Source organism: Allobosea sp. BE125, from assembly GCF_031456075.1.
Taxonomy (GTDB): Bacteria; Pseudomonadota; Alphaproteobacteria; order Rhizobiales; family Beijerinckiaceae; genus Allobosea.
This window is the reverse complement of sequence record NZ_JAVDTY010000001.1, coordinates 100,134-122,428: the sequence shown is the minus strand read 5'-3', so window position 1 is coordinate 122,428 and position 22,295 is coordinate 100,134. Positions and strand designations below refer to the sequence as shown.

General features: G+C 67.3%; 23 protein-coding genes. 18 read left to right on the top strand and 5 right to left on the bottom strand.

Annotation, left to right across the window (positions count from 1 at the left end):
• Nucleotides 1-57 precede the first annotated feature (57 nt).
• The 13 genes from motA (at nucleotide 58) to J2Y55_RS00505 (ending at nucleotide 13,116) form a co-directional block, all read left to right on the top strand.
• Entirely contained in the window at nucleotides 58-975 is a 918-nt protein-coding gene (gene motA / locus J2Y55_RS00565) for a flagellar motor stator protein MotA (protein ID WP_310146549.1), read from the top strand.
• A 1-nt stretch (nucleotide 976) separates the two neighbouring features.
• Complete coding sequence (locus J2Y55_RS00560) at nucleotides 977-1,924, top strand: flagellar motor switch protein FliM (RefSeq protein WP_310146547.1); 948 nt, start codon at nucleotides 977-979, stop codon at nucleotides 1,922-1,924.
• The gene (locus J2Y55_RS00555; protein WP_310146545.1) at nucleotides 1,905-2,222 is read left to right on the top strand and encodes a hypothetical protein; all 318 of its coding nucleotides are present in this window, start codon (nucleotides 1,905-1,907) and stop codon (nucleotides 2,220-2,222) included. The genes J2Y55_RS00560 and J2Y55_RS00555 overlap by 20 nt, the downstream gene beginning before the upstream one ends.
• 64 nt (nucleotides 2,223-2,286) lie before the next feature.
• Nucleotides 2,287-2,688 carry a flagellar motor switch protein FliN gene (gene fliN, locus J2Y55_RS00550; protein WP_404978781.1) on the top strand — a complete coding sequence of 134 codons (402 nt, stop codon included), beginning with the start codon at nucleotides 2,287-2,289 and terminating at the stop codon, nucleotides 2,686-2,688.
• Nucleotides 2,689-2,721: 33 nt separating this feature from the next.
• Nucleotides 2,722-3,777, top strand: a complete 1,056-nt coding sequence (locus J2Y55_RS00545) for a flagellar motor switch protein FliG (protein ID WP_310146543.1) — start codon at nucleotides 2,722-2,724, stop codon at nucleotides 3,775-3,777.
• 14 nt (nucleotides 3,778-3,791) lie between these two features.
• The gene (locus J2Y55_RS00540; protein ID WP_310146541.1) at nucleotides 3,792-4,856 is read left to right on the top strand and encodes an EscU/YscU/HrcU family type III secretion system export apparatus switch protein; all 1,065 of its coding nucleotides are present in this window, start codon (nucleotides 3,792-3,794) and stop codon (nucleotides 4,854-4,856) included.
• Between the two features lie 361 nt (nucleotides 4,857-5,217).
• Nucleotides 5,218-6,456, top strand: a complete 1,239-nt coding sequence (locus tag J2Y55_RS00535) for a flagellin N-terminal helical domain-containing protein (RefSeq protein WP_310146539.1) — start codon at nucleotides 5,218-5,220, stop codon at nucleotides 6,454-6,456.
• Between the two features lie 135 nt (nucleotides 6,457-6,591).
• Nucleotides 6,592-8,202, top strand: coding sequence for a flagellar basal-body MS-ring/collar protein FliF (fliF, locus tag J2Y55_RS00530; RefSeq protein ID WP_310146537.1), 1,611 nt, complete (start codon nucleotides 6,592-6,594; stop codon nucleotides 8,200-8,202).
• Nucleotides 8,199-8,894, top strand: a complete 696-nt coding sequence (locus J2Y55_RS00525; RefSeq protein WP_310146534.1) for a FliH/SctL family protein — start codon at nucleotides 8,199-8,201, stop codon at nucleotides 8,892-8,894. The genes fliF and J2Y55_RS00525 overlap by 4 nt, the downstream gene beginning before the upstream one ends.
• 2 nt (nucleotides 8,895-8,896) lie before the next feature.
• Complete coding sequence (locus J2Y55_RS00520; RefSeq protein ID WP_310146532.1) at nucleotides 8,897-10,174, top strand: MotB family protein; 1,278 nt, start codon at nucleotides 8,897-8,899, stop codon at nucleotides 10,172-10,174.
• A complete protein-coding gene (locus J2Y55_RS00515) occupies nucleotides 10,171-11,373 on the top strand; it encodes a chemotaxis protein (RefSeq protein ID WP_310146530.1) in 1,203 nt (400 codons plus the stop codon). Before J2Y55_RS00520 ends, J2Y55_RS00515 begins: the two co-directional genes overlap by 4 nt.
• A complete protein-coding gene (locus tag J2Y55_RS00510; RefSeq protein WP_310146528.1) occupies nucleotides 11,370-12,587 on the top strand; it encodes a flagellar hook-length control protein FliK in 1,218 nt (405 codons plus the stop codon). The genes J2Y55_RS00515 and J2Y55_RS00510 overlap by 4 nt, the downstream gene beginning before the upstream one ends.
• Nucleotides 12,547-13,116 (top strand): transglycosylase SLT domain-containing protein, encoded by a 570-nt coding sequence (locus tag J2Y55_RS00505; protein WP_310148618.1) that lies wholly within the window; start codon nucleotides 12,547-12,549, stop codon nucleotides 13,114-13,116. The genes J2Y55_RS00510 and J2Y55_RS00505 overlap by 41 nt, the downstream gene beginning before the upstream one ends.
• Before the next feature lie 26 nt (nucleotides 13,117-13,142).
• Here the strand turns inward: J2Y55_RS00505 and J2Y55_RS00500 are convergent, their stop codons facing one another.
• Nucleotides 13,143-14,345 carry an MFS transporter gene (locus tag J2Y55_RS00500; protein ID WP_310146526.1) on the bottom strand — a complete coding sequence of 401 codons (1,203 nt, stop codon included), beginning with the start codon at nucleotides 14,343-14,345 and terminating at the stop codon, nucleotides 13,143-13,145.
• A 241-nt stretch (nucleotides 14,346-14,586) separates the two neighbouring features.
• Between J2Y55_RS00500 and hemC the strand changes: the two genes are divergently transcribed.
• Complete coding sequence (gene hemC / locus J2Y55_RS00495; protein WP_310146524.1) at nucleotides 14,587-15,531, top strand: hydroxymethylbilane synthase; 945 nt, start codon at nucleotides 14,587-14,589, stop codon at nucleotides 15,529-15,531.
• Nucleotides 15,532-15,618: 87 nt separating this feature from the next.
• Here hemC and J2Y55_RS00490 read toward each other — a convergent pair whose 3' ends face one another.
• Complete coding sequence (locus J2Y55_RS00490; protein ID WP_148663288.1) at nucleotides 15,619-15,828, bottom strand: hypothetical protein; 210 nt, start codon at nucleotides 15,826-15,828, stop codon at nucleotides 15,619-15,621.
• Between the two features lie 185 nt (nucleotides 15,829-16,013).
• Between J2Y55_RS00490 and J2Y55_RS00485 the strand changes: the two genes are divergently transcribed.
• The 4 genes from J2Y55_RS00485 to J2Y55_RS00470 all read left to right on the top strand — a co-directional run bounded on the left by J2Y55_RS00485 (nucleotide 16,014) and on the right by J2Y55_RS00470 (nucleotide 18,953).
• Entirely contained in the window at nucleotides 16,014-16,805 is a 792-nt protein-coding gene (locus tag J2Y55_RS00485; RefSeq protein WP_310146521.1) for an MBL fold metallo-hydrolase, read from the top strand.
• 178 nt (nucleotides 16,806-16,983) lie between these two features.
• Nucleotides 16,984-17,109: a type B 50S ribosomal protein L36 gene (gene ykgO, locus J2Y55_RS00480; RefSeq protein WP_038363015.1), complete on the top strand. Its 126-nt coding sequence runs from the start codon at nucleotides 16,984-16,986 to the stop codon at nucleotides 17,107-17,109.
• Nucleotides 17,110-17,292: 183 nt separating this feature from the next.
• Nucleotides 17,293-17,931 (top strand): tetratricopeptide repeat protein, encoded by a 639-nt coding sequence (locus tag J2Y55_RS00475; protein WP_310146519.1) that lies wholly within the window; start codon nucleotides 17,293-17,295, stop codon nucleotides 17,929-17,931.
• A 56-nt stretch (nucleotides 17,932-17,987) separates the two neighbouring features.
• Entirely contained in the window at nucleotides 17,988-18,953 is a 966-nt protein-coding gene (locus J2Y55_RS00470; RefSeq protein WP_310146517.1) for an alpha/beta fold hydrolase, read from the top strand.
• Between the two features lie 24 nt (nucleotides 18,954-18,977).
• On the opposite strand, the gene pyk is transcribed toward J2Y55_RS00470, so the two are convergent.
• The 3 genes from pyk to J2Y55_RS00455 are packed head-to-tail and all read right to left on the bottom strand — an operon-like array spanning nucleotide 18,978 to nucleotide 22,181.
• Nucleotides 18,978-20,417, bottom strand: a complete 1,440-nt coding sequence (gene pyk, locus J2Y55_RS00465; RefSeq protein ID WP_310146515.1) for a pyruvate kinase — start codon at nucleotides 20,415-20,417, stop codon at nucleotides 18,978-18,980.
• 14 nt (nucleotides 20,418-20,431) lie between these two features.
• Nucleotides 20,432-20,875 (bottom strand): DUF1036 domain-containing protein, encoded by a 444-nt coding sequence (locus J2Y55_RS00460; RefSeq protein WP_310146513.1) that lies wholly within the window; start codon nucleotides 20,873-20,875, stop codon nucleotides 20,432-20,434.
• A gap of 1 nt (nucleotide 20,876) precedes the next feature.
• Nucleotides 20,877-22,181 carry a glycerate kinase type-2 family protein gene (locus J2Y55_RS00455; protein WP_310146511.1) on the bottom strand — a complete coding sequence of 435 codons (1,305 nt, stop codon included), beginning with the start codon at nucleotides 22,179-22,181 and terminating at the stop codon, nucleotides 20,877-20,879.
• Nucleotides 22,182-22,295 lie beyond the last annotated feature (114 nt).

The following is a 22,295-nucleotide window of genomic DNA, read 5'->3' as shown; positions in this document are numbered from 1 at the left end:
TCACGCAAGCCACCTCGTCTACTCCTCGCCATGTAGATTTCGAGAAGGAGCGACGCGTTGAGCGTACTGATCGGACTGACGATAGCAGTGGGTTCGCTGATCGGTGGTTTTGCCGCCATGGGCGGGCACGTCGCCGTGCTCTGGCAGCCATGGGAGCTCGTCATCATCCTGGGAACCGCGATCGGAACCTATATCATCGCTAACCCGATGAAGACCGTCTCCGATACCGGCGCGGCGGTGACGGAAGCTCTGCGAAACGCCGTGCCGAGCCAGGCGCATTACTTCGAGATCCTCGGCGTCCTCTATGCGTTGATGCGCGAATTGCGCAACAAGGGCCGCGCCGAGGTCGAGGCGCATGTCGAGGCTCCCGCTGAATCCGCGCTCTTTGCGAATGCGCCCAGCGTCCTGGCGGACGCCAGGCTGACGACCTTCATCTGCGATTATTTCCGCCTGGTCATCGTCGGCAAGGCGCAGGCCCATGAGGTCGAGGCCCTCCTTGACGAGGAGATCACGAGCCAGCTCCAGGACAGCCTGAAGCCCTATTACGCGCTGGGCATGGTGTCGGAGGCCCTGCCCGCGCTGGGCATCGTTGCCGCCGTCCTGGGCGTGATCAAGGCCATGGGCGCGATCGACCAGTCACCGGCCCTGCTCGGCGGCTTCATCGGGGCAGCGCTCGTCGGCACCTTCGCCGGTATCTTCTTCTCCTACGCGGTGATCGGGCCGATCGCCCAGAAGATCAAGACGACGCGGGAGAAGCAGGCGCGGGTCTACATCGTCGTCAAGCAGACCATCCTCGCCTTCATCGGCGGCGCCGCCCCTCAGGTCGCGCTCGAATATGGCCGCAAGGTCATCTCGGCCAGCGAGAGGCCCTCGATCGACGAGGTCGAGGACAAGACGATCAGCGCAGCTCCGCCGCGCGGCGCTGCCGCCGTCGCCACAGCCGCCAACGACCGTCCCCAGCAGGAAGCCGCCTGACATGAGCACAGCTGCACAGCCCCTCCGCGAGGACAAGCTGCTCGACTCGACGGGCATCTCGATCGACCGGCTGCCGATGCTGCAGATGGTCTTCGACCGGCTCGCGACGAGCTGCGCCGACGCGGTGCGGCAGATGTCCTCCTCGCCGGCCTATTTCTCGCTCGCCGGCGTCCAGAGCCAGCGCATCGGCGACGCGCTCAACGCCCATGCCTACAACGCCATCGCCGGCATCTTCCATGCGCGCGAATGGGATTCGCGCATCCTGATCGGCTTCGACCGCGATTTCATCTTCACCCTGCTGGAGGTGATGTTCGGGGCCGATGGCAGCGAGGCGCCGTTCAAATACGAGCCCGACTTCCCCGATGACGAGCGCCCCTACACCAATATCGAGATCCAGGTGGCCCAGGCGCTGTTCGAACTCGCGGCCCGCAATCTGAAGAGCGCCTTCGCCCCGGTCTGCGACGTTTCCTTCGATTTCGAGCGCGTCGAGACGCGCATGTACTTCGCCACGATCGGCAGCCGCAGCAACCTCGCCGTCAAGGCCCAGTTCCTGGTCCAGGGCCTCGACAATTGCGGCCAGATGTTCGTCGTCATCCCGCAGACCGCGCTGAACCCGATCCGCCAGAACCTGGCCCATGTCCATTCCGGCCAGTCCACCGCCCGGGACCCGCGCTGGACCAAGCAGATCCGCTCCGAGGTGCAAAGGACCGAGGTCAAGCTCTCGGCGATCCTCGAGGAGCGCGCCATGACGCTGGGCGAGATCGGCTCGCTGCAGATCGGGCAGGTGATCGAGCTGCAGGCCTCGCCGCAATCCAAGATCCAGCTCCAATGCAATGACGAGACCGTCTTCTGGTGCCAGCTCGGGCAGCGCAACGGCTCCTATGTGCTGCGCATCCAGGACCACGCCAACGAGGAACAGGAGTTTCTAGATGACCTTCTATCTCGGTGAAGTCGTACTCTTCGCGGCGCTGCTGCTCACCAGCCTCCAGGTCCTGCGGATGCGCAGCGAGCTCAAGCGCATGCGCAGCTTCCATGCCGAATTCCAGAGCGTCTTCCTCCAGACCGAGGCGGCGCTGGGCGCGATCCAGTCCACCGTCCGCGATCTCCAGGCCAGCGGCCGCGAGGTCGTCGAGGAGCTCGGACAGCGGATCGACACGGGCTGCAATCTCCTGCGCGAGCTGAAATCGGCCAACACGCGCGCCGAGCGCATCTCGCCCCGCGCGAGCCGAGACGCCAACGCCGCCTGAAATGCCTTCATCCCCGCTGCCGGATGCGACCGGCAGAGCGTTCCCATAGTCTCCGGAGAACCCCATGACGAAGCCCAACAAATCCGTGAAGCTGCCCGAGCTGACGTCGGAGGACATGCCCGCCGGCGTGGCGGAGGCGGAAACCGAGAACGCCTCGGCCACGGCGGACGGAACGGCCGGAGCCGTCACCGAGGCGAATGAGATGCTCAATCTCGACGCCGTCATGCGCATTCCCGTGAATATCCAGGTCGTGCTGGGCAGTGCCACCATGCAGGTCGCCAATCTGATGAAGCTTCGCCGCGGCGCCGTCGTGCAGCTCGACCATCGCGTCGGCGAACCGGTCGATGTCGTCGTGAACGGGCGGATCGTCGCGCGAGGCGAGGTCGTGATCGTCGAGGACGACAACAGCCGCTTCGGTGTCTCGCTCACCGAGATCGTCGGCGTCCAAGCCAAGTTCGAAGCGTGAGTGGCAAGTTCGAAGCGTGAGTGGATCATGTCGATGACGGGGACTGCGAAGGACAACAGGGCGAACGCCACGCCAGCCATCGTCCCGGCGGGTGACGGGCTCAGCGGAGCGCAGAAGGCGGCCGTCCTGGTCCTGGCCATGGGCAAGCCCCTCGCCGGGCGGATGCTGAAGCATTTCGAGCCCGGCGAGATCCGCCTGCTGATGCGCTGCGCCGCCGAGCTCGGACCGGTCCCGGCCGACAATATCGCGATGCTGGTGGAAGAGTTCAGCGATCGCTTTTCCAGCGGCGTGAACCTGGTCGGCTCGCCGCGCGAGGTCCAAAAGCTCTTGACCGGCATGCTGCCCGCCGAGGAGATCACCGAGATCATCGGCGAGACGGCGGATGCGGCGAACCGCTCGATCTGGGACCGCGTCTCGATGATGTCGGAAAGCGTGCTGGCGGGCTATCTCGCCAAGGAGCATCCGCAAACCATCGCCTTCATCCTGTCCAAGCTCAGCCCGTCCTGCGCCTCGCGGATCATGACGCAATGGCCGGCCGGCCAGCGCCACGAGCTGATGCGCCGGATGCTGAACCTCAAGCCCGTGGCGGAGCAGCCGGGCGCGATCGTCGAGAAGGCGCTCTATGAAGGCTTCACCCTGAACCTGGCGCGCAACAAGGGCGCCGACACCCATGCCCGCATGGCCGACATCCTCAACAAGATGGACAGCCAGGACATGGAGGAGGCGCTCGACAGCCTGCAGCGCGTGCGCCCGGAATCGGCCGAGATGCTGAAGGGGCTGCTGTTCGTCTTCGAGGACATCGTCAAGCTCTCGCCGCGCGACCGCATGGCGATCTTCGACCAGGTCCCGACCGACCGCCTCGTCCTGGCGCTCAAGGGAACCGAGACCCTGTTTCGGGAGCAGATCCTGTCCTCCCTGGCGACGCGCGCGCGCCGCATCGTGCAGCAGGATCTCGAGAACGGCGAGCCGGCCCTGCAGCGCGACGTCATCGAGGCGCGCCGCGCCATCACCGACATCGCGCTCGACATGGCGGGCCGCGGCGAGATCGAGCTCAATTCGGAGCGCGAGGACGGCGCTTACTTCCAATGAGACGGTGACCGGCGTTGTCCGAGCAAGACCAGGAAAGCAAGACCGAGGAGGCCTCCGAGAAGAAGATTCGGGACGCTGTCGAGCGTGGCAACACGCCCTCCTCGAAGGAGGCGCCGATCTTCGCCAGCATCGCCGCAACCTTGATCGCAAGCGTCTTCCTGATCCGCGCCAGCGGCGGCGAGCTCGCACGCTTCCTCTCGAACTTCCTCAGCGATCCCGCCGGCTTCGACATCTCGACGAACAAGAACGCGACGACGCTCCTGGTCTATGTCGCCGTTCAGGCCAGCCTCTTCGTCGGGCCGATCCTGCTGCTCTTCATGGTCTTCGGCCTGAGCGCCTCGTTCCTGCAGCACGCGCCGCAGTTCTCGCTGGAACGGATCAGCCCGCAATGGTCGCGCATCTCTCCCGGGAAGGGCTGGTCGCGCATCGCCGGGGCGCAAGGCCTGATGGAATTCGGAAAGTCGCTGGCCAAATTCGCCGCCATCGCGGTGACGACCTGGCTGATCCTCAAATCGGACAAGAACACGGTGGTGACGGCGATGCTGCAGGACCCAAGCACGATTCCGGAACTGGTCCTCACCATCGCGACCAGGCTGCTGTCGGCGGCTTGCGTCGCGACGATCGTGATCGTCGCCGCCGACCTCGTCTGGACGCAGAAATCCTGGCGCCGCTCGCTGCGGATGACGAAGCAGGAGATCAAGGACGAGCACAAGCAGGCCGAGGGCGACCCGATCCTGAAATCGCGCCGGCTCTCGCTGGCCCGCGACCGCGCCAGAAGCCGCATGATGGCCGCCGTGCCGCGCGCTACGATGCTCATCGCCAACCCGACCCATTACGCGGTGGCGCTGCGCTATGTGCCCGAGGAAGGCGGCGCGCCGCTGGTGCTCGCCAAGGGCATCGACTTGATCGCCCTGAAGATCCGCGAGATCGCCGAGGCCAACGACATTCCGGTGATCGAGGACCGCGTCCTGGCGCGCTCGCTCCATGCCGGCGTGCAGATCGACCAGATGATCCCGCCGGAGTTCTACAAGGTCGTCGCCGAGCTGCTGTGCCTGGTCTATGCCCGCAAGGTAGCCTGAGCGACCAGCCTATAGCTGATCAGGCACCCAATAAAGCGCGTCATCCCAGAGCAGGATGCGAAAAAGTGGGAACCCGTTTTTTCGCATCAATCCTGCTCTAACTCCTTGATGAGAGCCGGCACTACCTTGCACTCCCGCCGGGATGACAGCGCCTCCCCGGCAGCAATCACCACATCTGCACTCGGCTCGAAAATCCTCCGCAATCCGGTAAGCTCCACGCAAGCTTCCGCAGGCTAAGGTCACGGCATGGCAGGTTGACCTGATGGGCGCGTCCCACATCGTCGAAGGCATGATGCCGCCCTGCCATACCGGTTAAAGTCCGGAATGTTCCCCATCATTCATCGATAGAGGAACAGAAACCATGACCAGCCTTCTCACGAACTCCTCGGCCATGACCGCGTTGCAGACGCTGTCCATGACCAACAAGAACCTCGCCACCACGCAGAACCGCATCGCCACCGGCCAGCGCGTCTCCACCGCTTCGGACAACGCCGCTTACTGGTCGATCGCCACCACCATGCGCTCGGACAACAAGGCTCTCGGCGCCGTCAAGGACGCTCTCGGCCTGGGCGCTGCGACCATCGACACGATGTATACCGGCCTCAACGGTACGGTCGACGTCGTCTCGGAGATCAAGGCCAAGCTCGTCGCCGCCCGTACCCCCGGCGTCGACCGCGACAAGATCCAGAGCGAAATCACCGAACTCCAGAAGCAGCTCAAGAACACCGGCGACTCCGCTGTGTTCAACGGCGAGAACTGGATCTCCGTCGACTCCGCTTCGGCAAGCTACAACTCGACGAAGTCGGTCGTCTCGTCCTTCTCCCGCGCCGGTGGCGTGGTCCAGATCGACACGGTGACCGTCGACCTCGAGGCGATCAAGCTCTACGACAGCAAGGCGGATGCGACCCCGGCGACCAACGTGGTCACCGGCGCCAGCACCGGCACCTTTGTCGCCGCGGCCGGCAACATCACCGTCCAGGTCGGCACTGGCGCCACGTTGAACGTTGCCACGACGGCGACCTCGACGCTGGACAGCATCGCCAAGGACATCATGAAGCTTGGCATCGAGGGGCTGACCGTCGCTGTCGACACGGCAGGCGGGCAGCTGGAATTCGCCAACCGTAACGCCCAAGGCGTCACGATCACCCTGAACAGTGGTCTGACGGCACCTGCCGCGCTGGCGACGGCTCCGGCGACGCAGACCGGCAAGGGCATCCTCGACAAGTCCTATGATGCCTATAACGGGACGGCGTGGGAAACCTTCAGCGTCAACGATCTCGACATCTCGGCGCTGACCGACAACGCCGCCGACCTCGCGAAGCTCGAGACCTATATCTCGGCCGTCGACGATGCTCTGGGTGACATTACCGATGCCGCCACCAATCTGGGCGCCATCAAGAACCGCATCGGCCTTCAGCAGGACTTCGTGCAGGCCCTGACCGACTCGCTCGATCGCGGTGTCGGCCAGCTCGTCGACGCCGACATGAATGCCGAATCGACCCGTCTCCAGGCTCTGCAGACGCAGCAGCAGCTCGGCATCCAGGCGCTGTCGATCGCCAACTCCGGCAGCCAGAGCATCCTCTCGCTGTTCCGCAGCTGACGCCTCCGCGCCACCGCCGACGCCAACGGGCCACGCTCCTCACGGAGCGTGGCCTTTTCGTTGCGCGACACAATGCTCGCGCAAGGCTGGCGAAGAATACTTCCGTCATAACCTCCGAAGCTCGAAGGAACGACGATGCCGGGTCGGCAATACGCTGAAGAGATTTGGCTCAACCTCCAGCAGCTCGGGCATAAACGCCTCGCAGCGCTCGCAGCGATCGGGCTGTTCGTTTTCGGCGCGATCGGCGCCAGCGCCTATTATCTCAGCCGGCCGGAGATGTCGGTCCTCTACAGCGGCCTCCAGCGCGAGGACGTCAACCGCATCGGCGCCGCCCTCCAGGAGGCCGGGGTCGTCTTCGACGTCAACGCTGAAGGGTCGCAGATCCTGGTCAAGCCGTCGCAGGCCGGCCAGGCGCGCATGCTGCTCGCCGAGAAGGGCCTGCCGCGCAGCACCAGCGGCGGCTACGAGCTCTTCGACAAGCTCGGCTCGCTCGGGCTGACCTCCTTCATGCAGGAGATCACCCGCGTGCGCGCGCTGGAAGGCGAGCTCGCGCGCACGATCCAGCTCATGCGCGGCGTCAAGGCGGCAAGCGTGCATCTCGTCCTGGCCGATAAGGGCTCCTTCCGCCGCGACCAGCAGCCGGCCTCGGCCAGCGTCGTGGTGCGTACGGAGAGCTCGGGCGCCGGCAACATCGCCCAGGCCGTGCGCCATCTCGTCGCCTCCGCGGTGCCCGGCCTCACCACCGAGAAGGTAACGGTGCTGAACACCGACGGCACCGTGCTCGCCGCCGGCGGCGAACCCGGCCAGATGCAGGCGGGCAAGCTCGCCGGGCTGCAGCAGACCGTCAATCGCGAGGTCCAGGACAATGTCCGCAAGGCGCTGACCCCCTATCTCGGCCTGGAGAATTTCGAGATCAGCGTCGCAACCGACCTGAACACCGACCGCAAGGAGACCAGCGAGACCGTCTTCAACCCCGATTCCAAGGTCGAGCGCTCGGTCCGCGTGGTGCGCGAGAACGACACCTCGCAGAATGCCGCAACCCAGGAGCCGACCACGGTCGAGCAGAACGTTCCCGAGCGCGCGGTGCGCGCCGATGGCGGCCAGCGCTCCAGCGAGGAGAAGCAGCGCCGCGAGGAGCTGACGAATTACGAGATCTCCTCGAAGAAGACGCAGACGATCAGCGACGGCTACTCGATCGCGAAGATGTCGATCGCAGTGCTGATAAACCGGCCGCGCCTGGTCGAATCGCTCGGGGCCGCGCCCACGCAGGAGCAGATCGACCAGCGGCTCGACGAGGTCAGGCAGGTCGTCAGCTCGGCCGCCGGCATCAGCAATCAGCGCGGCGACAACATCAAGGTGCTGGCCGTCGACTTCCTGCAAGGCAGCCGCACGCTCGAGCCCGCCGCGCCCATCGGCATCGGCGAGGCGCTGCTGCGCCAGTCCGGGACGCTGATCAACGCGGTCACGATCCTGGCCCTGGCGGCGCTGATCATCTGGTTCGGCCTGCGGCCCTCGATCGGCGCCCTGCTCAAGCGCCCCGAGCCCGCGCCGGTCATCGCCTCGGTCACGACCGGCGACAGCCCGGCCCAGATCGCGGGGCCCGAGCTCGGCCTTAACCTGATCGGCGATCTCACCCAGGCCTCGCAGCGCTCGCCGCTGAAGAAGCTGGAGCAGCTCATCGACTTCGATGAGGCGCAGGCGGCCGCCGTCCTCAAGCAGTGGATCCAGGAAGGAGCGCGCGCGTGAAGCACCTTCCCGCCAGCGATTTCATCCCGAGCTTCGACATTGAGGAGATCAACCCCCCGGACGTCACGGCCGAGAGCGCAGCCACTGAGCACGCCGCGGTCGAATTGCCACCCTTCCTGCTCAAGCTGCCGCGCGAACCGGCTCCCGATCTCGCTCAGATCTTCGAGGATGGCCGCCAGGCCGGCCTCGTCGAGGGACGCATTGAGGCCGAGAAGCAGATAGCAACGTTGCGCCAGGAGGCCGCCGCGACGCTGGACGGCGAGCGCCGGAGCTGGTCCGACGATGTCGCCAGCCGGCTGGAGGCGGAGCTTCCCAAGGCGCTCGAGGCGCTCGGCGAGACCTTGTCCGACACGGTCGGCCGCCTGCTGCGCCCGTTCCTGGAGGCGGAGCTGAGGGATGCCGCGAGCCGGGCGCTGATCGAGCAGATCACGCCGCTGCTCGCCGGAAGCGACGGCTCGCTCATCCGCATCAGCGGTCCAGCCCGCCTCCTGACGACGCTGCGCTCAGTCTTCCCGGAAGGCCGGGCGGTGGAATTCGCTGAGAGCGACGCAGTCGAGGTCGCCATCGTGACGCAGGACACCGTCATCGAGACCCGGATCGAAGCCTGGGTCGCCCGGCTTGAGGGCAAGGGCCCCGACCGCCGGCGCCGCCGATCCGACCCTCTCGGCCCAGCAACGAAACGGAACGCGTGAGCATGAGCAAGGACCAGCCGGACATCATCATCGTCCGCCGCTCCGCAGGGAGGGTCGCAGACCAGCCCAAGACCGGCGTCTGGAAGATTGCCCATGCCGACTTCATGACGGCGATGATGGCGCTGTTCCTGGTGCTCTGGCTGGTGAACTCCACGAACCGCGAAACCCGCTCGCGCGTCGCGCAGTATTTCAACCCGATCCGGCTCTCGGACACGACCGCCGACCGCAAGGGCGTGCGCAATCCCCAGGATGCCGACCCCGGCGAAGCCGAGCACGCCATCCGCCATGAAGGCCACGAGATCGGGGCGGCCGGCTCCGGCTCCGAACGCCGCCCGAGCATCCCGGCTAAGGATCCGAGGCAGGGTGCGGCGGGTTTCGAGGATCCTTACGCGGTCCTGGCCGAGGTCGCAGCGAGCAAGGCCGAGCCGAGGGCGGACAAGGCCCTGCCCCAGCCCCTGGCCGCGACGGGTGCGCCCGGCGTGAGGGGCGACGAGGCACCGCGCGACCCGTTCGACCCGAATTTCTGGCGTCAGGCGCTGCAGGGCGACCCCGCCACCAAGCCGGACACCAGAGCGGTCGCGACCGTCCCGCCGACAACTGCCCCGCCCGCGCCTCAGCCCGTGCCGATTGCCCCGGCACTGAGGCGGACGGAGCCGGAAACCGCCCCGGTTCTCGCCCAGGCGAAGGAGGCCGGCGCAGAGCAGTTGGGAGCCGTCGCCACCTCCGGCCCGGCGGCGCTGCCGATGAGCCCGCGCAACATCGCCCGGCCGGAGCCGGCCCTGAGCGTCAAGCCCGGCGCCGAGCAGAGCCCCGCCGACACCGCCGTCGCCAAGGCGATCGCCGCTGCGATCGCAGGCGGCAAGGAGGACGGCCTGCGCCGCGACAGCCCCCAGGTCGATGTCCGCCAGACCGATGAGGGCCTGCTGATCAGCCTGACCGACGATGCCAATTTCGGGATGTTCGCGATCGGCTCGGCCGACCCGCATCAGGAGACGGTCAAGGCCATGCAGCGCATCGCCTCCGTCCTGAACAAGCGCGAGGGTGCGATCATCATCCGCGGCCATACCGATGGGCGGCTCTTCCGCGGCCGGCAGAACGACAATTGGCGGCTCTCGACCGCTCGCGCCCATGCCGCGCAGGACCTGCTGATCCAGGGCGGCATCGACGAGGCCCGCATCGAGCATGTCGAGGGCTATGCCAGCCGCAAGCCGCGCGCGACCGATCCCAACGCAGCGGAAAACCGCCGGATCGAAATCCTCGTCAGAGAGAAGCGGGCATGAGGCGCATCGCACGAGGCCTGTGGATCGCGTCCGCGATCTGCCTAGCGACGTCGCCGGCATGGGCCCAGGCCGAGGCCGCCCCGGTCGAGGGCCCCCAGCCCTATCAGATCGTGCGAACCTTGCAGTCGCTTCAGAATGAGGCGGCGGCCGGCAGCAAGGCCGCCCATGCGGCGCAGGCCAGGCTGCTGCTGGATGTCGAGCAGCCCTTGCTGCAGCAACCGCCGGAGATCTGGGCCGATCCGCGCAACACCCGCGCGGTCGTGCAATATGTGCTGAGTGGCGGCCAGCCCACCGTGCTGCGCGAATTGCTCGCACGCGGCGAACCCGTCGGCCTGCCGCAGGGCCTGGCCGAGGGCGCACTGGCCTATGTCACTGGCGACAGCGCCAAGGCGCGCACGCTGCTGCTGCCGCTCGACCCCGCGACCCTGCACGAAACGCTCGCCGGCCACCTCGCGCTCATCCAGGCCAGCCTGATCATGCGCAGCGACCAGAAGCGCGCACTGGAATTGCTCGACCAGGCTCGCCTGCTCGCTCCGGGTTCGCTGGTGGAGGAAGGCGCACTGCGCCGCGCGGTCTTCATCGCGGCCGAGATCAACGAGCTGGACCGCCTGGAAAAGGCGACCGCGCAATATATCCGCCGCTTCGACCGCTCGGTCTACGCCGAGAATTTCCGCCAGAGCTTCGCGACCGGACTGATCCGCTTCGATATCGGCCGCGATGCCGACAAGTTTCCCCGGCTCGTCGCCACGCTGCAGGCCTTCGACCGCGAGCAGCAGCGCGCCGTCCTGCTGATCATCGCGCGTGACGCCCTGCTCAAGGGCCGTTTCGAACAGGCGCGCCGCGCCGCCGACGAGGCGGCCAGGCTGCCGGGCGCCACCCCCGACACGGCCGCCCGCACCTCGCTCTACGCCGCCGCCGCGCGCATCGCGGTCGACCGTGCCGACGGCGCGCTCGTCACGCTGAAGACGATCGACCCGGCCCGCTTGCCTCCCGCCGAGACCGAGATCCTGCAGACGGCCCTGCGCGTCGCCTCGCATATCGTCGATGCGCCGGCCCGCCCCACCACGACGCCGAACGCCGAGTCCGAGCCCGCCGGCATCGACCCCGGCATGAAGCGGCTCGTGACCATGGCGGAGAGAAGCCTGCGTGAATCGCAAGCCCTGCTCGATCCTCCGCCGAAGGCAAGGAAAACGCCATGAGCAGCCTCGAAACGCCAGCCCTTCCACAGGCCCGCACCGCCGCGAATACGACCGGCAAGGATGCCAAGGCGCGAGGCGGGATCGGCGGGCGCGAGGAGCGGGGTTCCGCCTTTCGCGCCCTGCTCCAGAGCGTCACCAACACGGCGCCGCAGGGAAAGCTCGCCCCCGCCGAGAAGGGCGCGGAAGTGGCCTTCGCGGAATCGGGCGAGGATAGCGCCGCAGCCGGGCCCGACGTGACCGCCGCGGCAGCCACGCCGCCGCAGCCGGAAGCCGCAACCTCGCCGGATGCGGCGGCGCGGCTGCTGCTGGGCGCCCTGCAGACCCCTGCCCGCGACGCTCCGGAGCCGCGCAAGGAACCGACCAGGCGCGACGCCTCGCTCGCCAGCTTGAGCAGCGCCCTGGCGCAGGCCGGTCGAATGGCCGGCGCCGACACCGCCAAGGGCACCGCCCGACAGCTCGCCGCAGAGCAGGGCCCCGCCATGCCGAGCGACGATGAGCCCGGCCCGGATCTGCCGGGGTCGACGGCCTTGTCCCAGCTCAATGACCTGATCGACGACAAGGCCGGCGCCACCGAAGCCATGAAGGACGACGGCCAGCCGGCAAAACCGCTCTCCATCAGCATCACGCGCCAGGAGACCTATCTGCCGCCGGTCATGCGACTGTCGCCGTTCCAGCAAGTGGTCGAGCCGATCAGGCAGGCAGCCGTCGATCTGGCCGCCTCGCGCGCCGAGGCCGTGCCGGAGCTCGGATCGGACAAGCCGAACGAAATCTCCGCGCCCACCAAGATCCTCCATATCGAACTGCGCCCGGTCGAGCTCGGCAGCATCACCGTCAAGCTGCGGCTGTCGCAGGGCGGCATGGAGATCCGGCTCGAAGCCAGTCGCGCCGAGACGGCGCAGATGCTCGCCAATGACAAGGATGCCTTGCGCGAGGTCATCAAGGCGAGCGGCTATTCGATTGACGCCGTCTCCGTGGAAACGGTCCACATCGATGCCCCGGCCTCGGACCGCCAGGCCGGACAGGGCAACGCCTCCAACGAGCGCCCGGGCGGGCGCGACGGAGACGGGCGCGGCTTCGATCAATCCCGACAGGGCGAACACCGGCAGGAACCGCGCCAGCGCGGCTGGGTTGCCGACATCGCCTCCAGCAAGGACGAATCCCATGACCTGGATGATGCCCGCAGCAAGGGCCGCGATCCCTCGCGCTATCTTTAGCCTGCTCGCTGTCTTTAGCCTGGCCTCGCCGGCGGAAGCACAGACCGTCTGCGAGGAGCACATGATCCGCGTCGCCAAGGCTTACGACATTCCTGTCGGCGTGCTCTATTCGGTCGGCCTCACCGAGAGCGGCCGGCGCAGCTCGCTGCAGCCCTATGCGCTCAACATCCAGGGCCGGCCCTTCTTCGGCGCGACCAAGGAAGAGGCCCTGAGCGCCTTCAACGCGGCCCGCGCCGAGGGCAAGAAGCTGATCGATATCGGCTGCATGCAGATCAACCACCATTACCACCGCGATCAGTTCCCCAGCCTCGACGCGATGTTCGAGCCGGGGCTGAATGTCGAATATTCCGCAAAATTCCTGAAGCGCCTGAAGGCGCGCCATGACAGCTGGACCATGGCGGTCGCCCGCTACCACGCCGGGCCCAACAACAATCCAGCCCAGCAGCGCTATGTCTGCACCGTCATCCGCAACATGGTCGCGACCGGTTTCGGCCAATGGACCGACAAGGCCAGAGCCTTCTGCGGTTGAAAAAAACGTTTTGCGGGTAAGGCCGGTCAGCGCCGCGCGAAGAGCGCCAGGCCAATGACGCCCATGGCGAAGGTCGCAGCGCCCGTCGCCGTGATCATTACGCCGACCCCGAACTGGCCAAACAGGATGGGCGCCGCGAGATAGCCGATCAGCGAACCGGCGAAGACGGCGCACATCAGCAAGCGATAGACCTGCGACAGGCGCTGCGGCGGAAAATCATGCTGCATGATGTGGAGCAAGGCGAGGTTCTCGAGCGGCCCGTTGATGGCGGCAAAGGCGGCGAACGCCATCAGCCAGGCGCGGTCGGGCGCGAAAGGCAGCAGCATGACGCCGGCACCGAAGATCAATTTCGAGCCGACGAGCCATAGCGCGGGGCGTTGCGGGCGCAGGCTCGCCAGGACGAGGTTCGCACCGAGATTGCCCAGCCCATAGGCGGTCATCATCAGGCTGTAATCCGTGAGCGGGTCGGTGCTGGTCGCGCGCAGATACAAGGCCATGCCGAGCAGGACGCCCATCGACCAGCCGATATTGCCGACGAAATCGGCGATCAGGCCGTAGCGCATGACGGCGTGTCCGTGCACCGCGCGGAGGCCTCCCGACAGCGCGTCGATCACCGCAGCCAAACCCCGTCCGGTCGAGGTCGGCGGAATCTCGACGCCTTTCAGGCTGCGCCCAACGCCGATCGCCGAGAGCAGGAAGCCCGCCGCCGTGATCGTGAAGAACTGCCCGATCGGCACGATGCCGTTGACCAGCGCGATCAGGCTCGGGCCGAGGATGCGCGCCATGCGCCGCGTCGCATCGAACAGACCGTTGACCGCATGGCGCAAGCGCGGTTCGGGCGCCAGCACCGGAAGCGTGCCCTGCAGTGCCGGATCGAAGGCCGAGGTCGCCAGCGCCACGAGCCCGGCAATGATCGCAAGCAGCGGCAGGCTCATCAGGCCGAGCATGCCGGCCACGGACAGGACGACCAGCAGCAGCGCCCGGATCAGGCTGGTCGCGATCATCGTCGTCTTGAAGCGCCAACGATCGGTCAGGACGCCGCCGAACAGGCTACCAGCGAGCAGCGCTCCCGCCTGCAGCGCCGAGATGTAGCCGGCATCGCGCCCGATCAGCGCGGTCGCGATCCACACCACCGCGACCATGTAGAACTCGGCCCCGGTCGCGGAGAACAATTGGCTGCCCCACAGCAAGGCGATGCGGCGCTCCGCGAGCGGCTTGAAGACGAGCATGGAATGGCCTTGGCAGCGTGGGGCCGCGAGGTTTACACCGCAGCCGGGGCGCCGCCAGCGACGTTTGAAGCGGGCTCTCGCCCGGAATACGCATGACGCCGCGCCGTTGGTGGCCTGCCGACCCGTCCCAACCGATCGGAGGGCGGTGGAACGCCGCACTCGTCGCCGCCACCCGCCCCTGATATAGAGCGCTTCAAATCAATGGCCGCGAGCGGGCTTCCAGCCCAGGTGAACCGTCCCCATGCACATCAAGATAGGCACGCGGCGCAGCCCGTTGGCGATGGCGCAAACCAATTACATCATCGGCCTGATCAAGGCGATGCACCCCGAGACCGAGTTCTCGCTGCATCCGATCGCGACGATCGCGGACAAGGACCGCGTCTCGGAATTCCACCAGTTCGGCATCATCGGCGTGTTCTCGACCGAGCATGAGGAGCAGCTGGTCTCCCGGGAAGTCGACATCGTCGTCCACTCCCTGAAGGATCTGCCGACGACGCTGCGCGAGGGGCTGGTCCTGGCCGCCGTGCCCGAGCGCGAGGATGCGCGCGACGTTCTCTGCGGCGCGACGCTGGACAATCTCAAGCCCGGCGCCAAGGTCGGCACCGGCTCCTTGCGCCGGCGCGCCCAGATCATGAGCCTGTGCCCGGATATCGAGGTCGTGCCGATCCGCGGCAATGTCGGCCCCCGGCTCGCCAAGATCGATGGGGAGCATGGCTTGGACGCGGTCATCCTGGCCCAGGCCGGGCTTCAGCGCCTGGGGCTAGCGGGCGCCACGACGGAGCTTCTGGATCCGCAGTTCTTTCCCCACGCCGTCGGCCAGGGTGCGCTCGGTATCGAGGCCAGAGGCGACGACGCCGATGTGCTGGCGATCCTGAAGGACATCGAAGACCCGAAGGCCCGCGCTGAGGTCGATTGCGAACGGGCGATGCTGCATGCCCTGGGAGCGGGCTGCAGCCTGCCTGTCGGCGTCTGCACCAGTTGGAAGGACGGGCACCTCGTCCTGCACGCCCAGATCACCTCGCTCGACGGGCGGGAGCGCATCGTCGCCACGGAAGAGGACACCGCCGAACGGGCCGTCGAACTCGGGCTCGCCACCGCCGAGACCTTGCGGCTTCGCGGCGGCGTCGCCATCCTCGAATCATCCTATCGAAGCTTCGGCGGCCACTTCAAATTCGTCGGTGCGTGAGAGGCAACGCCCCATACCAACAATGACGAAAGGCCACCCGCAAGGGTGGCCTTTCCGGTTTCTGCCGATATTGCGCTGTGCGGGGGCTCAGCGTGTGGAGCGACGCGTCTCGCGCACAACCGTCGGCGCCGCGATCGCGCCAGCTGCTCCGCCGACCACCGCTCCGACAGGGCCGGCGACGACCGCGCCGGTGCCCGCGCCCACGGCCGCGCCGCCGATGCGCTGTTCCGTCCGGTTGCCGCAGGCTCCAAGCGCGAGTGCGGTCACAGCAAGCAGAGTCAAGGTCAGGGTTTTCACGATGATTTTCCCAAAAGAGTATCGATGGTTGGAAACGCCCGGCGATGCCCGAAAGTTCCCTTGCTTAGGCCATGCCGGCGCCATGGTTGCGTCGCGCCCCTGCATGCCGGCCCAGCTTCGCGACAGATAACGCCGCCGCGCCGCTGAGATTAGCATCGTAGCCTTGCCGTCCCGGAGCGCTTGCCATGCCCCGCTTCCTCTGCCGCCAATGCGGCGCGCGCTTTCCCGATGCCCCGGCGCCTCCGCCCGGCTGCCCGATCTGCCTCGACGAACGGCAATATGTTCGCTGGGGCGGGCAGGACTGGCTGACGCCGGACGCGCTGGCCGCCGATCACCATATCGCCTGCGCGCCGGACCATGGCGTGCTCGGCCTGCGCATCCAGCCCGCCTTCGCCATCGACCAGCGCGCGCTGCTGATCGAGGCAGAGGGCGGCAATCTGCTGTGGGACTGCATTGGCCTGGTCACGCAGGCCGCGCTCGATGCGATCCGGGCGCGCGGCACGATCATCGGCATCGCGATCTCGCATCCACATTACTACACCGCGATGGCCGAATGGGCGCGGGCGCTCGACGTGCCCGTGCATCTTCATGCCGACGACCGGGTCTGGGTGACTGAGCCCGACCCGGCGATCAGGCATTGGGACGGCGAGGCGCTGAAGCTTGGCCCCTCGCTCACCCTGCTGCGCTGCGGCGGGCATTTCGCTGGCGCGACCGTGCTGCATCACGCGGCGGGGACAGGCGCGCTCTATACCGGCGACGTGCTGCAGGTCACCCCCGACCGCAGCCATGTCAGCGTGCTCTACTCCTACCCCAACATGATCCCGGTCAACGCCGCGACGATCCGCCGGATCGCGGCGATCCTGGAGCCTTACGTTTTCGACAAGGTCTATGGCGCCTTCGAGGGCCGGGTCATCGCCGGCGGCGCCAAGGCCGCGCTGGAGCGCTCCTTCGAGCGTTATCTGGCAGCGATCGCCTGAGGTTTTTTGGTGCTTCGAGCCGGCTTCGCCCTTGCGATATCCGGAAAAATCCGTATACAGCCGGCATCGCATCAGCCGCACCATTCGCGTGGTCGATGAGGACCGGTCTCCGGTTCGCGTCGGAAGGCTTAGTTTTTGACCGGTTTGCCCGCAAAGGCAGATCGACGGAGTTGAGACCATGAAGATCCGCAATTCGCTGAAGTCGCTGCGCGCGCGCCATCGCGACAACCAGCTCGTGCGCCGCAAGGGCCGCGTCTACATCATCAACAAGGTCCAGAAGCGCTTCAAGGCGCGCCAGGGCTGAGATTTGGCGCGCGGCGGCTTCGTCGCGCGGCTCTCGCTCCGGTTGGACGGCATGGCGGGGCGCCCTCGGGCGTATCCCGCCTTTTCGCGCTGTGGCCAAGTCTTTGCGCGTGGCCTACTCGCCTCTCCGTGAATTGACGCGCGCAGCTGCTCCTTTACACTGCATTGCATGATCAATTCGCGCATGCTTCCCGTCGCTTTCGCGCTGGCGCTGGCCGCAGCCGCTCCCTTCTCGGTCGCCCCGCTACGCGCTCAGGAAAGCCCGCCGCGCCCCGGCTTCATCCCGCCCGCCGACAAGGACGACAATCCGGTTGCGCCAACGCCCGCCCCGCCAAGGACGCCGGCTGCCACGCTCGACCGCCTGTTCGAGCGCCTCGCGGCCGCCAAATCGCCCGAGGAAGCCAAGGGCATCGCCAATCTGATCCAGCGCCGCTGGGCGCGCTCGGGCTCCGACACCGCCGATCTGCTGATGACGCGTGCCCAGACGGCGCTGCGCGACAAGCAGACCGAACTCGCGATCGAACTGCTCGACCGCGTCATCAGCCTGGAGCCCGACTGGGCCGAGGCCTGGAACCAGCGCGCCAATGCGCTCTTCATCGCCGGCGACCCGATTCGCTCGATGCTCGACATTGGCGAGACCTTGAAGCGCGAGCCGCGCCACTATGGTGCGATGATCGGCCTCGGCTCGATCCTGCGGCAGCAGGGCGACGACAGGCACGCCATGGTGGCCTATCGCCGCGCGCTCGCGATCTATCCACAGCTGGAAGCGATCAAGAGCGCGGTCGAATCGCTGGCGAGCGAAGTCGACGGACGCGACGCCTGAAGCACGCCTCGTGATCCCTGGCGAAACCGAAGCCGGCGCAGCGGCGTAAGCGAAACATGCTGATCCGCGTCCTCGTCACCCTCGCCCTTCTCCTCGCCTGCGGCCTGATGCTGCGAACCGAATGGCTCGGCGCCGAGGTCGCCCGGCTCTACCCGCCCAAGGGCGCTTTCGTCGCCCTCCCCGGCGGCCGGCTGCATTACCGCGAGTTCCAGCCCTCCGGCGAAAGCCATGGCACGGTCGTCCTGGTCCATGGCGCCTCCTCGAACCATGCCGATCTGCTGGCGACCCTTGGACCCGAGCTCGGGCACTACCGCATCATCGCGCTCGACCGGCCGGGCCATGGCTGGAGCGACAGGCTGGAAGGCGCGGCGATGGCCGATCCCGCACGCCAGGCCGCGGCGATCACGCAGGCGCTCGACCGGATCGCGCCCGAGCGCTTCGTGCTGGTGGCGCACTCGCTCGCCGGCGCGCTCTCGACCCGCATCGCGCTCGAGCGGCCGGAGCGATTGAAGGGCCTCGTCCTGCTCGGCGGCGTCACCCATCCCTGGCCGGGCGGCATCGCCTGGTATCACCACCTCGCGACATGGCCCTTGATCGGCCCGCTCTTCACCAGGCTCGTCGCCTTGCCCGCCGCGAACCTCATGCTGGACGAGGGTGCGAGCAGCGTGTTTGCACCGCGTGCGGTGACACCCGGCTATCTCGAGACGGGCGAGATCAGATTGCTGCTGCGCCCGGACGACTTCCAGGCCAATTCACAGGATATCGCCGCAACCCTTGATTTCGTCACGGCGCAGGCTCCGCGCTATCGCGAACTCAAGGTGCCGGTGACCGCAATCACCGGCGACAGCGACGCCATCGTCTCACCGACGATCCATTCCGCCGCGATCGCGCGCGAGGCGCCGCAGGGCCGGCTCATCCTGCTGCCAGGCGTCGGCCATATGCCTCACCACGCCGCGCCGGAGATCGTCGTCGAGGCAATCGACCAGATGGTCGGCCCCAGATCGGGGTTGGCGCTGAACTGACCCGTGCGACGCGGGGCGCCCCGTTCAGGCCTGCTCGACATGCTCCTTCGCCACGAAGGCGATGCGCACCATATTGGTCGCGCCCGGCGTGCCGAACGGCACGCCGGCCACCACGATGATGCGGTCGCCGAGCTTGGCGAACTTCTCGCGCACCGCGAATTTGCAGGCGCGCGAGGCCATGTCGTCGATATCGCTGGCGTCCTTGGTCACCACCGCATGCACGCCCCAGACCAGGGTGAGGCGACGCGCCGTGGCCCGGTTCGGGGTCAGGGCGATCACCGTCGAATTCGGCCGCTCGCGCGCGAGCCGCATCGCCGTCGAGCCCGAAGAGGTCCAGGCGCAGACGGCCTTGAGGTTCAGCGTGTCGGCGATCTCATGGGCGGCCTTGGCGATCGCGTCGGCGCCCGTCGCCTCGGGCTCGGCACGCTGCGATTCCAGGATGGTGCGGTAGACCGATTCGCTTTCGACCTCCTCGGCGATGCGGTTCATCATCGTCACCGCCTCGATCGGATATTGTCCGGCCGCGCTCTCAGCCGAGAGCATCACTGCGTCGGCCCCCTCGAACACGGCGGTGGCGACGTCGGAGACCTCGGCGCGCGTCGGCACCGGAGCGGTGATCATGCTCTCCAGCATCTGCGTCGCGACAACGACCGGCTTGCCCTTGCGCCGCGCCATCCGGACGATGCGCTTCTGCGTGCCCGGCACCTTCTCCAGCGGCATCTCGACGCCGAGATCGCCGCGCGCCACCATGATCGCGTCGGAGGCCTCGATGATCTCCTCCAGGCGCAACAGCGCCTGGGGCTTCTCGATCTTGGCGAGCGCCAGCGCCCTGCCCTGCACGATCTTGCGCAGATCGGCCATGTCCTCGGGCCGCTGCACGAAGGAGAGTGCGATCCAGTCGACGCCGGCGGCAGCCGCAGCTTCAGCGTCCGAACGGTCCTTATCCGTCATCGCCGAGACCGGGATCGTCGTATCCGGCAGGCTGACGCCCTTGCGCGAGGACAGGCGGCCGGCAATCGTGACGCGGGTCACGGCCTGGGTCGGCGTCGCCTTCTCGACCACGAGCCGGATCTTGCCGTCGTCGAGGATGAGGTTGTGGCCGGGCTCCAGCGCGGTCAGGATCTCGGGATGGGGCAGATGCACCCGCTTGAGCGTGCCGGGCGCGGGATCGGAATCGAGCGTGAACTTCGCGCCCTTCTCCAGCATCACGCCGCCATCGCCGCCGAACTGGCCGACGCGCAGCTTCGGCCCCTGCAGATCGGCGAGGATCCCGACCGGGCGACGGAACTTCGTCTCCAGCGAGCGCAACATCGCGATCTTCTCGGGCAAGGTCTCGCGCTGTGTGTGGCTCATATTGATGCGGAAGACGTCGACGCCCGCCTCGAACAGCTTTGCGCACATCTCCTCGGTCGCGGAGGCAGGCCCCAGCGTGGCGATGATCTTGATCCGGCGTTCCCGCTTCATTCTTGTTCAATCCCTCAGGGGCGTTGCGGCGCATTGCCGGTGGTGTCGGTGAGCTGGATCGTCCAGCTTTTCTGCTCGCCCGTATCGACCTCGAAGAAGCCGGCGCGGTCGAAACCGCGCGCCAGGCAATCCTCGATGCCACGGATCGTGAACTCCTTGTTGCGCGTGCACATGACGGATTTTCCCGTCCACTCGCCACCCTTGTCGTAATCGACCGCATGCACATAGTAGAAGCGCGCCGCCAAGGTGCCGCGCAGCAGCGTCTCGCAGCCGCGCGGGCTGAGGTTCCACCAGCCTTCCGTGGTCCAACCCTGCGCGTCGCGATAGCCGATCGCAACGCCGACGCGGCTGCCTGTGGTGTTGCACATGCGCAGATCGGCCAAGGCGGGCGAAGCCCCAGCCACGAGGCAGGCCGCCAGCAGGCATGAACGCAAAGTCGTCGGGCTGATGCGGGTCATTTCAAGGGTCTATCAGGATCACGCGGCAATCATTCACATTGGTCAAGGTCGGCCCCGTCCGCAGCAGATCGCCGAGCGGCTCGAAGAAACCCGTCGAATCGTTGTCGGCGAGCGATTGGGCAGGAACGAGGCCGAGCGCGGCAGCGCGCGTCAAGGTCGTGGGGTCGATCACCGCGCCAGCCGGATCGGTCGCCTCGCCGCCGCCGCCATCAGTGCCGTCGGTATCGCCCGAGAGCGCGACGATGCCCGGTTCGCCGGCGAGCGCGATGGCGAGCGCCAGCGCATATTCCTGATTCGGCCCGCCCCGGCCTTGCCCGCGCAGCGTCACCGTCAATTCTCCGCCGGACAGGATGGCGGTGCGCTTGCCCAGCGCTTTCAATTCGCACGCAAGCGCTGCATGGGCGGCGGCGACATCGCGTGCCTCGCCTTCGAGATCGGCGCCAAGATCATGCACCATATAGCCTGCAGCTTCTGCAGCCTCCCGCGCCGCCGCCAGCGCATCGGCCGGGCGGGCGATGATGCGGAATTCGCTGTTGGCGAAGGCGGGATGGCCGGGCTTGGGCGTCTCGCTGGCGTCGTCATCGAGAAGCGCACGCGCGGCGGGCGGCAGATCGAGCTTGTATTGGGCGACGATGGCGCGGGCCTGCGCCAGCGTGGTCGGGTCGGGCACGGTCGGTCCCGAGGCGATGGCGGTCGGCTCGTCTCCGGGCACGTCGGAGACCGCCAGCGTCAGCATACGCGCCGGAGCGGCGGCGAGCGCCAGCCTGCCGCCCTTGATCCGCGAGAGCCGCTTGCGGACGATGTTCATCTCGCCGATCGGCGCGCCCGAGCGCAGCAGCGCCTTGTTCACCGCCTGCTTCTCGGCCAGCGTCAGGCTGCCGGCCGGCGCGACCCAGTTCGCCGAACCGCCGCCCGAGAGCAGCACGAGCACGAGATCGTCGGCAGTGGCAGAGGCCGCCAGTTCCAGCGCCTTTGCCGCGCTGTCGACGCTGCCCTGATCGGGCACGGGATGGCCGGCTGCGACCATCGGGATGTGGCGGGTCGCCGTCTCATAGCCATGGCGCGCGACGGCATGGCCGGTGAGCCGGTCCTGCGGAAAGCCTGAATCGAGATAATGTGCCTCGGCCAGCGCGGTCATGCTGCCCGCCGCCTTGCCGGCGGCGAGCAGAATCAGGCGACCCGAAGCCGGAGGAGCCGGCAGATGCGCCGGCAAGCAGCCGGCGGGATGGGCGCGCGCGACGGCGGCATCGAAGATCGCACGGGCAGTTGCGCGAGAGCCTGCCGTATCGTCATGTCTCGCCTGCACCGCCGCCCCGCCTTCCGCCCGAACTTTCCTGTCGATTTCATCGACTTTCGTTGCTGATTCTTTTAAGTCGCGGCCGGGCGAACGTCATCAGCCTTTTCCCGATATAATCATACT